19 protein-coding genes are annotated in these 20,026 nt (G+C 54.6%); 7 read left to right on the top strand and 12 right to left on the bottom strand.

The annotated features are described in order from the left end of the window. Nucleotides 1-58: 58 nt before the first annotated feature. Nucleotides 59-670 (bottom strand): glutathione S-transferase family protein, encoded by a 612-nt coding sequence (locus tag GOX61_RS22105; protein ID WP_170337210.1) that lies wholly within the window; start codon nt 668-670, stop codon nt 59-61. Beyond that, nucleotides 667-2,070, bottom strand: a complete 1,404-nt coding sequence (locus GOX61_RS22100) for an aspartate ammonia-lyase (RefSeq protein ID WP_170337208.1) — start codon at nt 2,068-2,070, stop codon at nt 667-669. The genes GOX61_RS22105 and GOX61_RS22100 overlap by 4 nt, the downstream gene beginning before the upstream one ends. Before the next feature lie 293 nt (nt 2,071-2,363). On the opposite strand from GOX61_RS22100, the gene GOX61_RS22095 reads away from it, so the two are divergent. The 4 genes from GOX61_RS22095 to GOX61_RS22080 are packed head-to-tail and all read left to right on the top strand — an operon-like array spanning nt 2,364 to nt 6,274. Next, nucleotides 2,364-3,473, top strand: a complete 1,110-nt coding sequence (locus GOX61_RS22095; RefSeq protein WP_170337206.1) for an ABC transporter ATP-binding protein — start codon at nt 2,364-2,366, stop codon at nt 3,471-3,473. Next, entirely contained in the window at nt 3,473-4,402 is a 930-nt protein-coding gene (locus tag GOX61_RS22090; protein ID WP_170337203.1) for an ABC transporter permease, read from the top strand. The genes GOX61_RS22095 and GOX61_RS22090 overlap by 1 nt, the downstream gene beginning before the upstream one ends. Before the next feature lie 3 nt (nt 4,403-4,405). Beyond that, the gene (locus tag GOX61_RS22085; RefSeq protein WP_155139342.1) at nt 4,406-5,215 is read left to right on the top strand and encodes an ABC transporter permease; all 810 of its coding nucleotides are present in this window, start codon (nt 4,406-4,408) and stop codon (nt 5,213-5,215) included. 21 nt (nt 5,216-5,236) lie between these two features. Beyond that, entirely contained in the window at nt 5,237-6,274 is a 1,038-nt protein-coding gene (locus GOX61_RS22080; protein WP_170337202.1) for an extracellular solute-binding protein, read from the top strand. A 54-nt stretch (nt 6,275-6,328) separates the two neighbouring features. Here GOX61_RS22080 and GOX61_RS22395 read toward each other — a convergent pair whose 3' ends face one another. Beyond that, nucleotides 6,329-7,390, bottom strand: coding sequence for a helix-turn-helix transcriptional regulator (locus tag GOX61_RS22395; protein ID WP_217353955.1), 1,062 nt, complete (start codon nt 7,388-7,390; stop codon nt 6,329-6,331). A 139-nt stretch (nt 7,391-7,529) separates the two neighbouring features. On the opposite strand from GOX61_RS22395, the gene GOX61_RS22070 reads away from it, so the two are divergent. Together GOX61_RS22070 and GOX61_RS22065 are read left to right on the top strand one after the other, a co-directional pair. Beyond that, entirely contained in the window at nt 7,530-9,575 is a 2,046-nt protein-coding gene (locus GOX61_RS22070; RefSeq protein ID WP_170337199.1) for an FAD-dependent oxidoreductase, read from the top strand. Between the two features lie 14 nt (nt 9,576-9,589). Further along, nucleotides 9,590-9,952 (top strand): cupin domain-containing protein, encoded by a 363-nt coding sequence (locus GOX61_RS22065; protein ID WP_170337197.1) that lies wholly within the window; start codon nt 9,590-9,592, stop codon nt 9,950-9,952. 17 nt (nt 9,953-9,969) lie between these two features. Here the strand turns inward: GOX61_RS22065 and GOX61_RS22060 are convergent, their stop codons facing one another. From GOX61_RS22060 to GOX61_RS22025, 8 genes are all read right to left on the bottom strand, one after another. Continuing rightward, the gene (locus GOX61_RS22060; protein WP_170337195.1) at nt 9,970-10,236 is read right to left on the bottom strand and encodes a CBU_0592 family membrane protein; all 267 of its coding nucleotides are present in this window, start codon (nt 10,234-10,236) and stop codon (nt 9,970-9,972) included. Next, nucleotides 10,237-11,385 (bottom strand): acetylornithine deacetylase, encoded by a 1,149-nt coding sequence (gene argE / locus GOX61_RS22055; protein WP_170337194.1) that lies wholly within the window; start codon nt 11,383-11,385, stop codon nt 10,237-10,239. It abuts the gene before it with no gap. 183 nt (nt 11,386-11,568) lie between these two features. Next, entirely contained in the window at nt 11,569-12,507 is a 939-nt protein-coding gene (locus GOX61_RS22050; protein ID WP_170337191.1) for a LysR family transcriptional regulator, read from the bottom strand. A gap of 24 nt (nt 12,508-12,531) precedes the next feature. Continuing rightward, nucleotides 12,532-14,028, bottom strand: a complete 1,497-nt coding sequence (locus tag GOX61_RS22045) for an aldehyde dehydrogenase (protein ID WP_170337190.1) — start codon at nt 14,026-14,028, stop codon at nt 12,532-12,534. Between the two features lie 14 nt (nt 14,029-14,042). Beyond that, on the bottom strand, nt 14,043-14,717 hold the full coding sequence (locus GOX61_RS22040) for a DUF1028 domain-containing protein (protein WP_170337189.1): 675 nt from the start codon (nt 14,715-14,717) through the stop codon (nt 14,043-14,045). 88 nt (nt 14,718-14,805) lie between these two features. Then, nucleotides 14,806-15,222 carry a RidA family protein gene (locus GOX61_RS22035; RefSeq protein ID WP_170337187.1) on the bottom strand — a complete coding sequence of 139 codons (417 nt, stop codon included), beginning with the start codon at nt 15,220-15,222 and terminating at the stop codon, nt 14,806-14,808. 22 nt (nt 15,223-15,244) lie between these two features. Next, a complete protein-coding gene (locus GOX61_RS22030) occupies nt 15,245-16,522 on the bottom strand; it encodes a flavin-containing monooxygenase (protein WP_170337186.1) in 1,278 nt (425 codons plus the stop codon). A 330-nt stretch (nt 16,523-16,852) separates the two neighbouring features. Next, complete coding sequence (locus GOX61_RS22025) at nt 16,853-17,647, bottom strand: helix-turn-helix transcriptional regulator (RefSeq protein ID WP_170337185.1); 795 nt, start codon at nt 17,645-17,647, stop codon at nt 16,853-16,855. Between the two features lie 165 nt (nt 17,648-17,812). Here GOX61_RS22025 and GOX61_RS22020 point away from each other — a divergent pair, with 165 nt between their 5' ends. Further along, nucleotides 17,813-19,882 carry an FAD-dependent oxidoreductase gene (locus tag GOX61_RS22020; RefSeq protein WP_170337183.1) on the top strand — a complete coding sequence of 690 codons (2,070 nt, stop codon included), beginning with the start codon at nt 17,813-17,815 and terminating at the stop codon, nt 19,880-19,882. Here the strand turns inward: GOX61_RS22020 and GOX61_RS22580 are convergent. Continuing rightward, nucleotides 19,879-20,007, bottom strand: coding sequence for a hypothetical protein (locus tag GOX61_RS22580; RefSeq protein WP_302478317.1), 129 nt, complete (start codon nt 20,005-20,007; stop codon nt 19,879-19,881). The genes GOX61_RS22020 and GOX61_RS22580 overlap by 4 nt on opposite strands. Nucleotides 20,008-20,026: the final 19 nt, after the last annotated feature.

The following is a 20,026-nucleotide window of genomic DNA, read 5'->3' as shown; positions in this document are numbered from 1 at the left end:
TAGTCAATCACGCGTTTGACAGGCACGAGTACCTTCATTTCTGCGCTTGCTCCTTTGGTTAACTTGGCACTGTCTGTGCCAGAGAGGGTCGCTTGGATACCTTTTCATACCAAGCTGTTAGCTGCGGGCGTTCGGGGCGCCAGTCCCCGATAGGCTTGCGAAAATCGAGATAGCCCAACGCGCAGGCCAGACCGATACATGCTGCATCAAATCGAGGTTCCAGTGCGTCTGATACATGTGTCTCAAACCAGTCGAGAGAACGGTTGACCTTATCCGCCTGCCCGTCGATCCAGGCTTGTGATACGTGATCCTCTGGGCGGATACGCCGCTCGTAGACGCAAAGCAGTGCCGCTTCTATGACACCTTCGGCAAGGCTTTCGATGGTCAGCCGGTCAAATTCGGTATCATCCTTGGCGTAAAGCGAAGTGTTCGCTTTCAGGCTGTCAACAAAGCGCAGAATTGCGCGGCTGTCATAGACCACACGGCCATCGGGGCGTTGCAGGCATGGCAACTTACCCAGCGGGTTATGCGCGGCAAGCTCGGCGTTGGTGTCGACCGGAGAGGTTGTGACTTCGACCTCTTCAACAAGGTCTTCGACACCTTTTTCAAGTATCGCCACCCTGACTTTGCGCGCAAAGGGAGAGGCCGGGGAAAAGTACAATCGGTTCATGAAAAGGCTTCCTGATTGACCATGGTTAATGCTGACAGGATGCTATCCAGTTTTTCCTCAGGTACCAGCCCGCTTTCGACAGTTACGTCACGGATTGATTTGCCGGTCTCCAAAGCTTGTTTAGCAAGGCGCGCGGCAGCGTCATATCCGAGATATGGTGCCAAAGCAGTCGCCAGGATCAGACTGTTATCCAGCAGTGCCGCACAGCGATCAGCATCCGCCTTGATCCCCAGTACGCATTTTTCCGTTAGGACAATTATGCTGTTGGTCAGAATCATAAGCGAATTTAGCAGGTTGTAGGTCACCACCGGCTCCATCGCGTTCAGTTGCAACTGCCCTGCTTCGGCTGCCATTGTGACGGTCAGATCATTGCCAATCACCTGATAACAAACCTGATTGACCACCTCCGGTATTACCGGGTTCACCTTTCCCGGCATAATCGAAGATCCTGCCTGTACTGCAGGAAGAGTAATTTCGCCCAGGCCTGCGCGCGGACCAGAAGACAGTAGGCGCAAGTCGTTGCAGATTTTGGACAGTTTTACGGCCACCCGCTTCAGGATTCCCGAAAATGTGACGAAACCGCCCAGATCCGATGAGGCTTCGATAAGATCGCTGGCCTGCCTGAGATCGAAACCCGAAATCCTTGCCAGGTGAGAGATTGCGCGTGCGTCATAACCCGCTTCGGAATTGACCTTGGTACCAATGGCCGTGCCACCCAGATTCACTTCTCTTAAAAGGCGTCCGATTTCGTTGATGCGATCTATGTCTTCTCCGACAGTGACAGCAAAAGCTCTGAACTCGGCGCCCAGCGTCATCGGCACGGCATCCTGCAATTGCGTGCGACCAACTTTGGCGATGTTCGCGAATGCCTGAGCGCGTTCTTCAAAGGCGGCCTGAAGACTCGACAGTGCCGAACAGAGCGGTGCCACCTGAAAGAGAACGGCCAATCGGACAGCGGTCGGATAGACATCGTTTGTCGACTGGCCGTGATTCACGTCGTCATTGGGATGTAGCTGAGAATAGGTCCCGGGCGGGTGGCCCAGTTTCTTGAGAGCAAGATTCGCAATAACCTCATTCGCGTTCATGTTGGTCGAGGTTCCGGCGCCGCCCTGAATCATATCTACGACAAAATGCTCGTGATGCTGTCCCTCGATGATTTCATCGCAAACATTGACGATGGCGCGGGCTTTGGCACTGGTTATCCCGCCCAGTTCCCCATTTGCTTGTGCCGCAGCGCTTTTGACCATCGCCAGAGAGATGACAAGATTTGGAAATTGCGACAGCGGGACGCCCGTTATTGGAAAATTTCGGTGGGCCCGCTCGGTCTGAATACCGAACAGGCAATTGAAGGGTAGGTCTATGTCGCCAATTGAGTCCGTTTCGGTTCGGTACTGGGGCATTGGTCCTGCCTCTGGTCAAAGATGACTTTCGGATGAGGCTTACTAGACGGGCAGGGCGATCTAAAGTCGGTCTTTCCTTTGTACTGATTAGGACAGAACGAACCCAAACAGAGACCGGGTGCTACGGTTCACAAATAGATCATTGAATCGTGTTGGTCCGATGGCGCGATATTCTGAAAAATCATTTTACAACAATTTGTTAGCTAAATGATTAGGCTAAACCTAATGTTTAGTGAGGAACTCAATAATTCAGAGGGCCTCTCCAGCGCGATATAACCGGTTGAAACTTCGCGATGCTGAGGGAGGCGCACTTGTCTAGCAAGGAACAAATCGCGATTGACGTGCGGGATGCGGTAAAACGCTATGGCGACTTCACAGCGCTCAAGACAATCTCTCTGTCAATCATGGACAACGAGTTTTTCACCCTTTTGGGGCCATCGGGCTGTGGCAAGACCACGTTGCTTAGGATGATCGCCGGGTTTGAGGATGTGACCGAAGGGGCGATCTTTCTGTTTGGTGACGAAATCGAAAACCTTCCACCGAACAAGCGCCCGGTGAACACCGTTTTCCAGAACTACGCCTTGTTCCCGCACATGACGATTCTGGACAACGTGGCCTTTGGTCTTGAGATGCGTGGAAGTTCGAAATCCGATGCCAAGGCACGTGCAGGGGAAATGCTGGAACTGGTTCAGCTAAGCCAGTTTTCAGCTCGTAAACCTAGCCAGTTGTCGGGTGGTCAGCAGCAACGTGTCGCATTGGCCCGCGCACTAGCGCCGAAACCCAAGGTTCTGTTGCTGGATGAGCCGTTGTCGGCGCTCGATCTCAAGTTGCGTAAGGCGATGCAGCTGGAACTCAAGCACTTGCAGCGCGAAACCGGGATCACCTTTATTTTCGTTACCCATGATCAGGAAGAAGCCCTGACCATGTCCGACCGTATCGCGGTTATGTCCGCTGGTGAGTTGCAGCAGTTGGGCGCGCCGACAGATATCTATGAACGTCCGCGCAACATGTTCGTGGCCGATTTCATCGGTGAAACAAACCTTCTGGAGGTATCGGTTGACGGTATCGAGAATGGCCGCGCGACCTGCCATCTGGGTGGTGGGCACGAGTTGACCTGCGATCAGGTGGACGGTGTCGGTGTCGGCTCGAAGGTACACATGTCGATCCGACCCGAGCGTTTGTACATGTCTGATCAGCCGGTCGAAAGCGAAAGCCTGAAGGGGCGCGTCAAGGACAACATCTTTGTTGGCACGGACATCACCACGATTGTGGACTTGCAGGACGGCCCAGATTTCGTGGTCCGTACTTCGAACTCTGACCGTGGCAACAAACGCATCTTTGAACCGGGCACCGAAATGTTCGTCAACATGGAGCTGGGGGCAGCGCGCCTCTTGTTGGACTGATGGCAGCAGGTGCAGCAAGCGGTGGCAGCGCCACCACCGACACTTACAAAGAGGCCCGGACCTGGCTGTTGTTACCCGCCTGGGTCACGCTGAGCATACTGGTTCTGGCTCCGGTCGTGATGATGCTGATCTATTCGTTCCTGACCAAAGAGTTCAGGGGCGGTGTGATCTGGGAATTCAGCCTTGCGGCCTATGACCAGTTCTTCTTCGATCGTGGTCTGTTCGGAGACGAACCTCCCAAGATCGAATGGACCTATATCATCATCTTCTGGCGGTCTATCTGGCAGGCGGGTGCGGCAACGCTTCTGAGCCTTGTGATCGGATTTCCAACTGCGTATTTCATTGCCACACGATCGGAAAACATGCGCCCGATCTGGGTGTTCCTGATCACCATTCCATACTGGGTGAACCTGCTGATCCGGACGGTTTCGATGAAGTTCCTGTTGCGGGATCAGGGGCCACTTAATGACTTCCTGATCAGTATTGGTTTGATCGATAGCCCGCTGCATATCGTCAACACGAATTTCGCCGTGCAGCTTGGCCTGTTCTATTCCTATCTGCCCTTCATGGTTCTGCCGATCTATGCAGCGGTCGAGCGCTACAACTTTGCTTTATCCGAGGCGGCTGCAGACCTTTATGCGTCGAAATGGACCACCCTGCGGCGTATCCTGCTACCTGCCGTCAAACCGGGCGTCATCGCGGGCTGCATTCTGGTGTTCGTTCCTTCAATGGGCTCGTTCCTGGCTCCTGATTTGTTGGGTGGCGCCAAGAACTTCATGATCGGATCGCTGATTGAAGAGCAGTTCAAAGGCAACGCTGGCAACTGGCCGTTCGGAGCCGCCGCTTCAATGATCCTGCTGACAATGGTTCTGGTCCTGCTGATGCTATTCGCCCGGCAACAGGCCAAAGCTGAAAAGGCGGAGGGTTAAGCCGTGACGAATTCAACTTTCGACATCAAATCCTATCGCGGTTTCAAAGCCATCACGCTGCTTTGCCTGATCGTTCTTTACGCACCACTGGTCGTTGTAACGATCTACAGTTTCAACTCATCGCAGTCTCTGACGAACTGGGAAGGGCTGTCGCTGCGTTGGTATGCGGATGTCTTCACCGGTCCTGAAAGCGACAAGTTCAAGCAGGCTGCCAAAAACAGCTTCATCATCGCGATCGTGGCGGCCACGGTATCCACCACGATCGCAACATTGGCAGCGACCGGTATGGTCCGTGGTGGTAAGTTCAAGCTGCGCACTGTGTCATTTGGCCTGATCAGCCTGCCGTTGATGGTTCCGGAAATCGTGACGGCCGTCGCCACGCTGATCTTCTTTAACTCGATCGGGTTTGATCGTGGGATCATGACGATCTTGTTGGCCCATATCGCCTTTTGCATCCCGTTTGCCTATCTACCGATTTCGGCCCGGATGCAGGGAATCGAAGACAGTTACGAACAGGCGGCACAGGATTTGTACGCCACCAAACGGCAGGCTTTCACCAAGATCCTGCTACCGCTGATGATGCCCGGCATCATCTCGGGGTTCCTGCTCGCTTTCATCGTGAGTTTGGATGATTTCATCATCACCAACTTCGTGAAAGGTGCCGGTGTCGAAACCCTGCCCACGGCGATCTTTGGCTCGGTCAAACAAGGGATCAAACCCAATATCATGGCGATTTCGACCATGTTGCTGGGCGTGTCCATCATCATGGTCACGATCAGCTACTTCGTCAGCAAAACTGACAACACCAAATAAAACCAACAGATGGAGAGAACAATGAAATCCTTCATGAAAACCAGCGTCGCGGCATTTGCTCTGACAGTTGGTGCTAATGCCGCCGCAGCCGAAGGCGAACTGGTTCTGTATCACTGGTTCGAATACATGCCGCAGGAGGTACTGGACAAGTTCACCGAGGAGACCGGTATCGAAGTGACAATGGACACGTTCGACTCGAACGAGTCGATGCTGGCGTCACTCAAGGCGGGCGGCATCGGAACCTATGACCTTTCGGTACCCGGAGACTACATGGTGTCGATCATGGCCAACGAAGGAATGCTGGACACGATCGAAGACGGTGAGTTGAAGAACAAAGGCAATATTGAGCCTGAATGGGCTGATCCCAGCTTTGATCCGGGCCGCAAACACTCGATCCCGTACCAGTGGGGCTCTACCAGCTTTGCCGTGAACCGTGACGTCTATTCCGGTGATATTCAGACCACCGATATCCTGTTCAATCCTCCGGAAGAGCTGCAGGGCCGTATCAACATGCTGGATGCGCAGGGCGAGATCATGGTGATGGCATCGCTGCATCTGGGTATTCCGCAATGTTCCAGCGATCGCGAACAACTCAAGGCACTGAATGCTTTGCTGCAGGATGCCAAACAGCATTGGACCTCGTTTAATTCGGACACCGCGAAAGAAGTTCTTGTGTCGGGTGATGCGGCCGTAGGCCAAATCTATGATGGTTTCTCGGCCAAGGCCCGCGAAGAAGGCGCCAATGTCGAATATGCCTTCCCGACCCAGGGATATGTCGCCTGGATGGACAACGTTGTTTTGCTGAAAGATGCCCCGAACCGCGAAAATGCCCTGAAATTCATGGACTTCCTGCTGGAGCCGGAAAACATCGCCGCCGTGACCAACTTTGCCCAGTACAATGCAGGTGTGAAGGGCGTGTCTGATTTTCTTGATCCAAATCTGGCGTCGCAACCCGAAAAGAACCCGCATGACAATGTCGGGCCGGGCGTGTTCATCGAGGTCTGTTCAGAAGAAGTTCAGGCGGTTTATGACCAGATCTGGACCAACCTGAAAAAGTAATTACTCCCCGTGCGTTCAGCACTCCTGATCCGGGCAGCCTAGCTGCCCGGTTTTTCATTCCGACCGCGCTCCGACGTGGTTCAGAAGCAGCAGAAAAAGCTCACGTTCGGTGGTGATGTCGAGCTTGCGGTAAATGCTCTTTCGATGATTTTTCACTGTACCAACCGCTATGCCCAACTGTTCGGCAATTGAGGTAGAAGGAAACCCTCGGAGAGCCAGATAACAGATCGAAATCTCCCTTTGCGTCAGTTGGTCAGCAAACAGGTTATCGACAACTTCGGACAACACCAAAGAAGACGATGCCAGAGGGCGTTCTATAATAAACGTGATGCGCCCGTTGGGTGCAGGCGGGAATTCGGCCCCGAGTTTTTCCGAGATGACATGGGCGTTCCCAACGATAAGCGGTTGCCCCGGTCTTGCTTCACGCGCCTGAGCAACGGCGTCTGACAAGGCAGACGTTTGTCCGGCTAGCTTGCGCCAGCTTGTGCTGGCAAAGCACTGTCTGCCATGGCTGTCATCAATTGCGAAAGCATCTGCTTCGGGAAAACCGGTATAGTGTGAGTTTCCTTCTGCCAGCGCGCCCAGGATCAGCCGTTGGTTCAGATCGTGCAGTGCCAGTACGGTCGGGTGCAGGGCGCGCAGCGTACGCAACTCGTCCTCGGTGAATGGCGATCCTCTGAGAAAGAAATAGTTGTCTACTGCACCGCCAATCTTGGGGCAGAGCACAGCGATTTCATCAGCCATGCCGGTCTTGGGTTGAAAGCGCAGAACATAGTCTCGCGCGCTCTCACCGAACCGACCCTCAGATGTATTCAACTCGGCAAGGCTCAGAACACCGTTTACATCGAGTTCACGCCAATGGTGAAAGAACGGATCAAAGCGATAGGCACCTGCCAGATAAAAGTCGATCTCTTCCTCGGGCACATGATTACGAACAAGATAGTGCGGCAACGCGTGGCGAGAATATTGCAGCACACCGCGTTTTTCGGCCCCAAGGAACTTTGCAATCGCCTCACATAATGCTGCCTGAAATGGTTCTGCACCGCAGCTTTCTATTGCCCGAGAAAGCTCGGGCAGGGGTGTTGTTGCAGGTAGATCCGATTTTGTTTGTGCCATCTTCAGCTTTGGATATGTCCCTTTAGGGACACTAGGCTCCCTGCAGGTTTTCTTTAGATTTCAGGCAATCATATTGCCAGCCCGACAAATGGCCAAGCAGGGTCCGGGGCTGCGCTGCTGCAAGCCAGGGAGGCCAGCCATGTCCAGAGATCCGCGTTACGACATATTGTTTGAACCGGTCAAAATAGGTCCGGTCACGACAAAAAACCGTTTCTATCAGGTCCCGCATTGCTCTGGCACATCAGACAACGCACCGGATGCCAATACGCGCATGCGTGAGATGAAGGCTGAAGGTGGTTGGGGTGTCGTGTGTACTGAGATTGCCGAGATCGGGAACACCACCGAGTTCTGGCCCTTTCCCTCACTGCACCTTTGGAACGACGCTGACATCAAGCGCATTTCACGCATGCCCGAAGCGGTGCACCGCCATGGTGCATTGGCAGGGGTCGAGCTGGGCCATGTCGGTTTGGCGGCGGGCAATCGGGCCTCGCGTACGCCGCCGCTGGGTCCGACATCACGCCTGACCCTGGAATCGGTCGAGCCATTTCAATCAAAGATGATGGACAAGCAGGACATCAGAACCGTACGCGAACAGCATATTGCCGCTGCCGTTCGGGCGCAGAAGGCTGGTTTCGATATCGTCTACGCCTATGCCGGCCATGGTTTGTCGATCTTCAGTCAGTTCCTGCAGCCCAGCTACAATACCCGCACCGATGAATATGGGGGTAGTTTGGAAAATCGGGCGCGACTGCTGCGTGAAGTACTTGAGGGGATGAAGGACGCCATTGGCGATACCAGCGCGGTTGCCTTCAGGTTCGGAGTAAACGAAATCGATGGTGACCTGATGCAGGGCCAGGAACTGGTCGAAATGCTGAAGGATATCCCCGACCTTTGGGATGTGAACATTTCCGACTGGCCAGAAGACAGCCAGACTTCACGGTTCTCGAAAGAAGGGTTTCAGGAACAGCAGATTGCCTTTGTCAAAGGTGTGGTCGACAAGCCGGTTGTCAGCGTGGGTCGCTTTACCTCGCCCGACACGATGCTCAGCCAGGTGCGGCGCGGGGTACTGGATCTGGTTGGCGCGGCGCGCCCGTCGATCGCCGATCCGTTTATCCCAACCAAGATTGATCAGGGCCGGGTTGACGATATCCGCGAGTGTATCGGCTGTAATATCTGCGCGTCGGGCGAGATGTCTTATTCGCCAATGCGCTGTACCCAGAACCCGACCATAATGGACGAATATCGGCGCGGTTGGCATCCCGAGAAGGTACCGGCGAAAGGTTCGGAAGATACGATCCTAATCGTGGGCGGCGGTCCGGCAGGCTTGGAATGCGCCAATATCCTCTCCAAGCGTGGATACGAAGTGACCGTAGCCGATGCGCGCGAGGAATTGGGTGGCCGTGTCAAACGCGAGGCAGGTCTGCCGGGCCTGTCAGAGTGGATCAGGGTTGCGGATTACCGTCTTTATGCGCTGCAGCAACTTGGCAACGTAAACCTCTACACGGATTCACCGCTTGCAGCGAGTGACATCATGGAGTTTGGGCTGGAGCATGTCGTGATCGCCACCGGCGCCACATGGCGCAGGGATGGTGTAGGCCGGTTCAACGTGACCCCAGTGTTGAGGGGCGACGAGGTGAACGTGCTGACCCCGGACGACATTCTGGACGGGGCCGAAGTCAAAGGTCCGGTGGTCATCTATGACGAGGACGGCGCCTATCTGGGCAATGTGCTCGCCGAAAAGCTAGTCAAGGATGGGCACGAGGTCAGCTATGTAATCCCGGCTGCTGAGGTGGCTCCCTATCTGGCACTGACGATGGAACAACACAAAGTCATCGCCCGCCTGATGGAGCTGGGCGTACGCATCGAACGTCTGAAAACGCTCAAGAATGTGCATGAAGACCGCATCGAATTCGTATGCATTCATGGTGGTCAGGGGTTGGAACTGCCACTCGGAACGGCGGTTGTACTGACGTCAAAAACGCCCAATGATGAACTGTATCAGAATTTGTTGGAACGTGAGGCGGACTGGGCCGAAGCGGGCATCAAATCGGTCAGTCGGATCGGTGATTGCGAAGCCCCTTCGATTATCGCCGCCGCCGTTCACGCAGGTCACCGTTGGGCCCGGGAACTGGATAATTCGGACAGTTTGAAGGCCTCAGCCTATCTGCCGATGCCTTTGGCATAAGAAAGGAAGACATCATGACTACCCCAATTCGATTGCTGGCAGCGGGCCATCCAGAAACCGGCTTTGGCCCATCTTCACTTGTGGCTGAAGGCGATTTTACTACAGCGGACAAGTCCGAAACCATCAGCAGCTTTTTCGAGAGTAGGGATGAGAAGATTTCAGTCGGTGTGTGGGAATGCGCACCCTGCCGGGAGGAAATCGAAGCCTATCCGGTAGATGAAATGATGACTGTGATATCAGGTTCGGTCACATTGACCAGTTCTGATGGGGCAGAGCAGACCTTTACCTCCGGAGATACTTTTTTCATTCCCAGGGGCACGCCCTGTACTTGGGAAATCACGCAGACTCTGCGCAAGTTCTATATGATTGCGGCTTAAAGGGGTTGCAGCGCGGATCAGTTCGCGCTGCGCACATTCCGCCAGATTGCCAAAACGGCGATCAGTAGAAACATCACTTCGATCACGATCGCACCCAGGTTCGGGCGGTAGATCAAGGACACCATCACCAAAGCGCCACCCACGATGTTGCAGGCGTTAAACAGCACCTTGTCGGCGGGCAGTATGCCGCGAGTTGCCAGATAATAGGCGCATACGATGATGATTGAACCTATCAAGCCAATCCCATCGGCCAGTACGAAATCCTGCAACATATCCAAAGTCATCTACAGGCTCAGGTCTTCGAGAATACGATCCATCATCGCGTCACAGGCGGTCAATTGTGCAAGCTCGAGATATTCGTCCGGTTTGTGCCCCTGACCCTCCATCGAGCCCGGGCCGCAAACAATGGTTGGAATACCCAGTTCGCTGAAGAAACCGGCCTCGGTTCCGAAGGCGACTTTGGTCGTAGCGTTGCTTTGCGCAAGTTTCTGGGCATAGGCAATAACAGCCTCGGTTTCCGCAACATCCAGCCCTGGATATGCATTGTACTGCTCTACCTCGACACGTGCCTCGGCAAAGCGGGGACGGTAGGATGCACTTACCCGCTCGGCCGCTGCCTGTATCTGGTCGAGTATGTCTTTTCCGCGATCAGCAGCCAGATGCCGATACTCAAAGGTCAACTCGGCCCTGTCGGGAACTATGTTAAGTGCTTTGCCGCCTGACAGCATTCCAACATGTAATGTGGTGTAGGGCACTGAATAGGCCGGATCGGTGTTGCCGTTTGTCTCAAACGCCTTTTGCAAGCTGCGCAGTTCGGACACAAAATCTGTCGCCAAATGCAGTGCGTTCACAATGTTGGGGGCCAGTGCGGAATGGCCGTTCTGGCCATGACATATCGCCCGCAATGCAGCCTTGCCTTTATGACCGATCGCGACCTGCATCTCGGTTGGTTCACCCACGAAACAGGCGCGCGGTTGTCCAAGCATTGGAGCCAGGCGTTCCAGCATTTGCTGAATACCGACGCAGCCAACCTCCTCGTCATAAGACAGAACGATCTTGAGCGGTTCTCGCAGCTTTGACGCCTCTGCACGATCAGCCAGAGACAAGACCGAAGCAACGTAGCCCTTCATGTCCGTAGTCCCACGCCCGTAGACACGATTACCTTCTCGCGTCAGGCGGAAGGGATCTTTGGTCCAGCTTTGCCCTTCGACCGGCACAACGTCTGTATGGGCTGAAAGCAGAACCCCATCGCCATCGGGCCCTTTTTCTGCATAGAGACCTGTCTTGTCGCCGGATGGATCGGTTATACGATGCACGGCAAAACCACGTTGTTCGAGATAGTCCTCGACAAAAGCGGCCAGCTCGAGGTTTGAGTTTTTGCTGACGGTGTCAAACGCTATTAGCTTGTCGAGCAGATCTAAAGTTGTCGTCATGTGATTGAGGCCAGTTTGAACCTAATTGTTGCTCTTCTCCATCTGCTTCGAGGCAAACAGAGTAATTTAATACAGAGTGCTTTGGCACAATTCTGGGTTACCAGTCTAAAGCCTCTGGCAGATTCATAAAACTGGATTACCCAAACTACTGATTAGGAAAAATCGAACTGCTATGTGCGCTGATCAGCTGGCAGAAGTCGTTTGCAGAAAGGGTAAATTTCCCGCTTCGACCGTGGTTTTACAATGGTCTATGAATGCTGCCATGGTGTTGGTTTCATTTTCAATCCGTGCCTTGAGCAATCCGAATTTCATTGGCCTCAGATTGCCGGTCAATGGTACAAAAATCAGCTTTTTTCCATCCGGGGACAAGTTGTTCATCGGTCGGACGTTGGCAATTGAGAACCCATATCCGTTTGCGACCAGACTGCGCATGACCGACATATCGCTGGTGCGTTCGGCCACATTGGGTTTGATATCAGCCTGACGGAAGAAAGACAGGAAATAGTCGCTGCTATAGGGCAGATCCAAGAGCACCATTGGCGAGTCTTTCAGATCACTTATGGAAAGCGTTTCGCGCTGCGCGAACGGATGCCCTTCGTACAAGACGACGTAAGGTGGCAGATCAAGCAATGGTAGAAATTTGAGATCTGCGGGAATATCGAGATCGTAAGTCAGTGCGATATCAAGCTCTGCGCGGCGCAGTTGACTGAAGATATCCGCCTGATTGAGCTCGCGCTGTTCGATGCGAACATCGGGATACAGTTCTTCAAAACCACGACGAAGCCCGGGTAGGACGATCTGTGCAAAGGTAACCAGACAGCCGACCGACAGGATGCCCTGAACTTTGCCGGTAATATCGCCGGCGAGTGTCGACAGCAGTTCCACTTCTCGCAGCACAAACTCGGTTCGTTCCAGGAATTTGTGACCGGCTTTGGTCAGCGACAGGCCCCGGGCGTGTTCTCGAACAAACAGATCCAGACCAAATTCGGCCTCCAATTGGTTTATCGCCGCCGAAATCGACGGCGACGAAACATTAAGGACCTCGCTTGCGGCCGAGATGCTGCCAGCCTTTCCCACAGCCACGAAATATTCAAGTTGGCGCAGAGTGTATCTGAAAGGCAAGGCCGTATCCCTGAGGTTCGAGGATCAAGCCTTGTACTTGATCCAAGTTGTTTTCAAAGCAGTATACTTCTCAAGGGAATGCAATGACAAATCCCGTCCGAAGCCAGACTGTTTCATGCCGCCAAACGGGGTCTGAGCGGACAACGCATCGACTGTGTTGACCGATACCGTGCCGACCATCAGCTTATCCGAGACCCGGCAGGCCCGGCTTAGGTTGTCGGTCCAGACAGATGCTGCCAACCCGTAGATCGAGTCGTTAGCCATCGTTACAGCTTCGTTTTCGCTGTCGAAGGGGATAACCGACAGGACAGGACCAAAAATCTCGTCACGCGCCAACGGATTGTCGTGGCTCACATCGTCAAAGATCGTGGGTGCAATGAAACAGCCTTTTCCATCTATGGTGACCCGTTCACCACCAGCGACAAGGTTTGCGGTTTTCTTGCCTTCCTCGACAAAGCGCATGATGCCTTGTGTTTGCTTTTCATCCACGATGGCACCCATCTTTGAGGCCGGATCCAGCGGATCGCCGGGCTGCATGGCCTGCGCGCGTGCAATCATCTTCTCGACAAAAACGTCCTTGATCGAGCGCTCGACATAAAGACGCGAATTAGCCGAACAGACCTCACCCTGATTGAAGAAGATGCCAAAGGCCGCCATGTCGGCCGCAGCGTCCAGATCCTCGCAATCAGCGAAGATCAGGTTTGGGCTTTTGCCACCGGTTTCAGGCCAGACCTGTTTCAGGTTGGATTGGCCAGAGTATTGCATGAACATCTTGCCGATTGCGGTCGATCCGGTGAAGGCAAGACAATCCACATCCATATGCAGACCCAGCGCTTTGCCTGCGGTGACGCCAAATCCCGGCACCACGTTGAACACACCATCAGGCACACCGGCTTCGGCAGCCAGCTCCGCTAGACGCAGCGCGGACAAAGGTGACTGTTCGGCGGGTTTCAATACAACCGAGTTTCCGGCTGCCAGTGCTGCGGCGCCTTTCCAGGTCGCCATATCCAGGGGAAAATTCCACGGCGTGACAGCACCGACCACGCCCAAAGGTACACGCGACACAAGGGCTAGATCACCGGGACCGGTCGGGGCAACTTCGTCATAGATCTTGTCGATTGCTTCAGCATACCACTGAAAGAAATGCGCGGACCCCGGCGCGTCGATGGTCACCGCATCGGTCACCAGCTTGCCCATGTCCAGACTATCGAGCAGGGCCATCTCTTCGAGGTTTGAACGGATCAGATCGGCCAGCTTGAGCAAAATTGCCTTTCGATCGCCCGGTGCCATGCGCGACCAGCGGCCATCTTCAAAAGCCTTGCGCCCTGCCGCCACGGCCCGATTTATGTCTTCTGCGTCGCCCTCGGCGACCTGCGCCAGGACTTCGCCGTTTGCAGGGTTTATGCTGTCAAATGTTTTACCGGATGCGGCGTCGACAAATTTACCGTCGATAAATGCCTGCCCGCGGATTGAGAGGTTGGCCGCGCGGGCTGTCCAGTCTTCGTGCGTATTGTCCAACATGGTCTTCTCCCTGATTATTCGTCTCCGGGAACGCCGTAGGACGGCGCCTCACGCGGATCGATTGCGCGCTGGATGTAGGCGTCCAGCTGCGGTTTGTAGATGTCCCAGGCTGTGGCGATGTTTTCGATGGGGCAGTCCTCGGTCCAATCGCAGCGCAGATCCGCGACAGGCCAGCTGACCTTGTCGACGATCTTCATGCCTGCTGAATGGACCGGCCCCGCCTCACCGCCAGCCGCCAAAGCTGCCTGCATTGCTGCAATCAACCGATCGCCAATATGACCTGACGATGCCAGAAATCCGTCGACGATTGCCTGCGGAACGCCGTCGTTATCCAGCAGGTTCCCACCAGAAGCGACGTTTTCGCCCTGCGCCTGCGTCCAGATCCCCAATGAATTCGCACCCGAATGAATGGCGGTCCGCCCTTGGGAATCTACCGCCAAAACCTGTCGATACTCGATGAAATTTCCGTGCTTCTTGACTTCTTCAACCGCCTGGGGCGCCGAAAGACCCTGTTCCATCAAGTCCAGTGCCAAAGGGCCAAGGCTTGGGTCCGTCACGTTCTGTGACGCCACAGCCCCGACACCTGCGCGCGCAAACGAACAGCGTGCAGCGACAGCAGGTGAAGAAGATGAAATTGCCAACCCGAACATACCGGTGTCCGGGCAGCGAGCGACCAGAGAAAAGGTCATGCAAATCTCCTGCTAGATACGAGTTCGCAACCGGGCCGCGACGAAGGGGAGAGGGGCGCGGCCCGGTCGTTCTGATCAGCTGAGCTGATCAATCGGGAATGACAGCGGTGCCGTCGATTTCGACCAGCCAATCAGGGCGTGCCAATGCCTGAACCACCAGACCGGTCGAAACCGGATGTACGCCTTTGATGTATTCGCCCATCGTGCGATACACCGCCTCGCGATGGCGAACATCGGTGATATAGACGACCACCTTGACCAGATGTTCCATCGAACCGCCGGCCTCTTCGATCAATTGGCGGATGTTCTGCATGACCTTGTGGGTTTGCTCGACCGGGTCGTGGCTGTCGATGTTGACGGCATCGTCCAGATTTTGTGGGCATTGGCCGCGCAGGTAGACTGTTTTGCCACCTTGGGTCACGACGGCCTGACACAGGTCGTTGTCCAGGTTCTGCTCCGGATAGGTATCCGATGTGTTGAACTTGCGAATGCGGGTGTGGGCCATTTTGGTATCCTGATTTTCGGTGTTATTCAGCGGCGGTGGAAACGATAGCCGCTTCACCGTCATAGTCCTGATAGGCCCGCTGGATTGCGATCTGGTCTGCGATGTACTTTGCATCATGCCATACGCCCCAGATAAAGGTTGATCCGCGGCGCGACTGCCATGGCAGCCCCAGGAAATAGATATCCGGCTCAACCGAAACCCCGCGCTGATGGATTGGAGCGCCCCGTTCGTCAAAAGCATCTGCCTTGATCCAGCTGAAATCCTGACGGAATCCTGTTGCCCAGATGATTGTTGTAATGCCTTCCTTGGCAAGGTCGATTGATGCAAGCGGATTGGTCAGACAATCGGGATCTTGCCAGGATTGTCGCGCTTCGGGCTCTTCGGGCAGGTTTAGCCCGGTGCGGTCTACATAGGCATCTGCTGCATCGAGCATTTCAAGATAGTTCGCGTCTCCGGCAGCGACGTTTTTCTGAAGGTCATCAGCAAAGCTCAGCACGCCGTTTTCGAAACCCTGAGTCAGGCCAACAAGAGTCACGCCTTCACCTGCCAGACGGCGGAAATCCATCGTATGGCCGCCATAGGCACCGCTGACCGAGATCGTGACATGCTCGGTACCGGGTTTCATCGCTGCCATGTCCCACAGACCCAGAACACCCAACCACCAGACAAAGTCGCGCCCACGGTACCGACGCGGAGGCCGATCATGCGGACCAACCGACAGGAACACCTTGCGGCCAGCACGGTTCAGCTCATCCGCGATCTGGGCACCTGACGAACCGGCGCCAACAACCATCACAGCGCCTTCTTTCAGCTGGTTTGGGTTCTTGTAGTAGAAGGAATGCAGCTGCTCGATACCTGCGGACTCGGGAACGATTGGTGGAATGACAGGGTGTTGGAATGCACCGGTCGCCGCAACAATGCGTTTTGCCTCAATTGCTCCTGCAGAAGTTTCAACACGGAACCCGCCTTCACCCGGAAGACGTTCAGCCTTGAGGACCTCGATGCCCTCACGAATTGGTGCGTCGACCATTTCGGCGTATTCTACAAGGTATTCGGCAACCCGGTCCTTGGTCACGAATGCGTCAGGGTCATTCCCTTTGAAATCAAGATTGGGAAAGCGATCATGCCAAGCCGGTCCATTCGCAACCAGTGCATCCCAACGCCCCGTTCGCCACGCTTCGGCGATGCGGTTCTTTTCCAGCACAAGATGGGGCACATTGTTTTTTCCCAGGTGTTCGCTCAGAGCGATCCCTGCCTGACCTCCGCCAACAACCAGCGTGTCCGTTCTCTCCAATGCCATTTTTCGGTTCCCTTTTAATGTTCTCGGCCGGTCCATAGGACCGATGACGGCTTGAAAGCCGGACCAAGCCGATTTGGCACTTCTCGCTCCGCTGAATGGGCGGACAAACGAGAAAACAACCAAATACCGACAGCGGAAACAGACCCTGTTTTAGGCCTGAACCTCGACATCGTGGCTCCACCTGTTCGTGGATTTTCGTGCCGGTCCAGCACGCCTAGCGCGTTTCAGGGATAAAATTTCACAACTTCAAAACAGGCGAAATTACTGTCTAACTTACCCTTAGTTAGGCTGTGACTAATCTGGTAGATTTCCTGCATGTTTCCGCAGGGGTTAACGGATCTGAGACAGAAACGGTGCGATCAGATAATAAAGTTCGCCCTGAGATGAAATCTGGCATTTCTTATATAATTGCTTGCGAATGACCTTTACGGTCTGCGGGCTGATCCCCAATGTCAGACCAATAGAAATAGATGAATGCCCCTGCAGGATCAGCAACGCTATTTCTGATTGTCTTGCGCTGAGGGAGATGTCTTTTTCAGCCGATAGCCGGTCACGCAGAGACTCTACCGTGCTTTCCGGCGATCTATCATTCTCCGAACGGAGTTTACGCCAGTTCTTTCTGACCAGAGCGTTGACGACCGGCGCTATGTCACGTGCGCTGGCAATATCGCGCGATGAAAACTTTGACGCGGTGGTTGCGTCCCGGCCAATACAGAGTGTCACGCCGACTCCGGGAGCGGGGCTGCAATAGAATGCCAGTTCGTCCACCAACGTGGTGCGTTCATAATAGGATTTATAGTATTCGTTGCGCTGAAACTGATCCGGAGCCACATCGGCTAGCCGGTAGAGGCCATCACGCGCACCTTTCCGGAATAGTCCGTAGAATGGGTCCAGCAGATAGGCCCCGTTTACATAGTGGCTCCCGATCCGTTCGAATACACGTCCTTCGGAAGCGTGAGTCAGAAACACCTCGGGTTCCTGATTCTCGAAAAAAGCCAGGATCGTGATGTTGTCGAAACGACAGGTCCTGGCCAACCAACTGTGCAGTTCCTGCGGAAAAGCCTGTGTTTCAATTGCAAGAATAGCCGCTGCCAGAAGATCAGGGGCTGGAGACTGGTTCGCCAATTCATACCTCTCTGGGGGTATATACCCCTAAATGTGAGATGAATTAGGATTTATTGCACATAACAGGGGTATAAATCCAACTTGACGCGGTTGCGGCCATGAAAGCCCGGATCCGGAAAACGCCAAGTGGAGATCACCCCGCCAGATGTCCAAGGGAGATCCAGCATGCGTGATCCACGCTACGATGTTCTGTTCGAACCAATGAAAATTGGCCCATTGACTGCCAAGAACCGCTTTTATCAGGTGCCGCACTGCAATGGCGGAGGCTATCGCGATCCGTCCGCTGCCGCTGCCATGCGCGGGATCAAGGCCGAGGGTGGTTGGGGCGTGATCTTTACCGAACAGTGCGAGATGCATCATACCTCGGAAATCACGCCTTTCATCGAACTGCGCCTGTGGGAGGACAAGGACATCCCGCAGCTGCGCAAAATGTCGGAAAAGATGAAGACCCACGGCGCGCTGGCTGGTATTCAGCTGGCGTATTCGGGCATCAACGGGCCGAATTTGTACACAAAAGAGGTACCATTGGCGCCGTCCGCCCTGCCAATCCGGACATTTACCAACGACCCGGTACAGGCACGGGCGTTGTCAAAATCGGATATCAAGGACTTGCGCCGCTGGTTCGTGAACGCAGCGAAACGGTCAAAAGAGGCTGGCTTTGATCTTATCTGCCTCTACGGCGCGCATGGGTTTGGCATATTCCAACACTTCCTGAGCCGCGCCACCAATCAACGCAGCGATGAATACGGCGGCAGCCTGGAAAACCGCGCCCGGTTCAGTCAGGAAGTCATTGCGGACATGCGCGATGCTGTCGGCGATACAATGGCGATTACGTTGCGGGTGTCGTTGGATGAAACAATCGGCGAACTGGGTTTTTCGAACGCCGAAGTGCGCGACTATATCGAAATGAACAAGGACCTGCCTGATCTCTGGGATCTGGCGCAAGGCTCTTGGGAAGATTGCTCAGGGCCGTCGCGATTCAAGGAAGAGGCGGCACAGGAACAGCTTGTACGTGGTATTCACGAATTGACCGACAAGCCTATCGTTGGCGTTGGTCGTTTCACTTCACCAGACGTGATGGCCCGGATGATCAAGTCCGGCACGCTGGATTTCATAGGTTGCGCACGCCCTTCGATTGCAGACCCTTTCCTGCCGAAAAAGGTCGAGGAAGGCCGGATAGATGATATTCGCGAGTGCATCGGTTGTAACATCTGCATCACTGGCGACATGACCATGTCGATCAGCCGCTGCACACAGAATCCGACTTTCATGGAGGAGTGGCGCAAAGGTTGGCACCCTGAAAAGATGAATGACAAAGGCGACAGCTCCAACGTTTTGATCGTTGGGTCGGGTCCTGCGGGGCTTGAAGCGGCCTGGGCGCTTAGTCGCCGGGGTTATGATGTCGCCGTTGCCGAAGCAAAAGATGTGATCGGCGGACGTGTAACCCGCGAACGTACCTTGCCGGGGCTAAGTGCCTGGGGGAGGGTCGTGGACTACCGCGAATACCAATTGCAGCAGCGGCCCAATGTCGAAATCTATCGTGAGAGCGAACTGGATGCAGACAGTATCCTTGAGTTCGGGTTCGAGAACATCTGCATCGCGACCGGTTCGACCTGGCGTCGGGACGGAGTATCGCGTCAGCACGTTGTTCCCATGCCGATTGCCGAAGGGGCTACGGTGCTGACTCCGGATGATCTGATGGACGGTACCATCCCATCTGGTCGCGTCGTGGTATACGATGATGATCATTATTACATGGGCGGTGTACTGGCAGAGTTTCTTGCCAAGAACGGTGCGCAGGTGACATTGGTGACGCCGTCAGCCTATGTCAGCGACTGGACCAACAATACGCTGGAACAGGTTGCCATCCATCCGCGGTTGGTTGAGGCCGGTGTCGAGATTGTTCTGAACCAGGGCATCACCGAAGTGCGCAAAGATCACGTGGTTTCGAACTGTACCTATACAGACCGGACCTGGAAGATCGAAGCAGATGCCGTTGTCATGGTTGCTTCCAGACTTGGTAATGACAGCATTTACGAAGACTTGTTGCAGCGGCGTTCCGAATGGAATGACGCAGGGATTCAGTCGGTGAAGATTGTAGGCGATGCGAGTGCTCCGGGTCCGATTGCCTGGGCGACCTATGCGGGTCATCGATATGCACGTGAACTGGACGGGCCGGATATCGGTGATGCCTTGCCCTTCCGCAGGGAAATCACAGAGCTGGCCGTCGACTAGTCCGAGATTGTATCGCAAAGTGTGACGAGGGCTTTCGGTGCGCCGAAGGCTCCGTCTTCAACGTTGATGTTTTTGATTCCGTGATAGAATTGCGACAGAACCTTGGCGCTCCTTAACCAGATCAAGCGAGTTTCCTTTCCTCCT

Source organism: Ruegeria arenilitoris (assembly GCF_013030265.1).
Taxonomy (GTDB): domain Bacteria; phylum Pseudomonadota; class Alphaproteobacteria; order Rhodobacterales; family Rhodobacteraceae; genus Ruegeria; species Ruegeria arenilitoris_E.
Note: the sequence above shows the minus strand (reverse complement) of the source record. Positions and strands in the feature narration are given on the sequence as shown.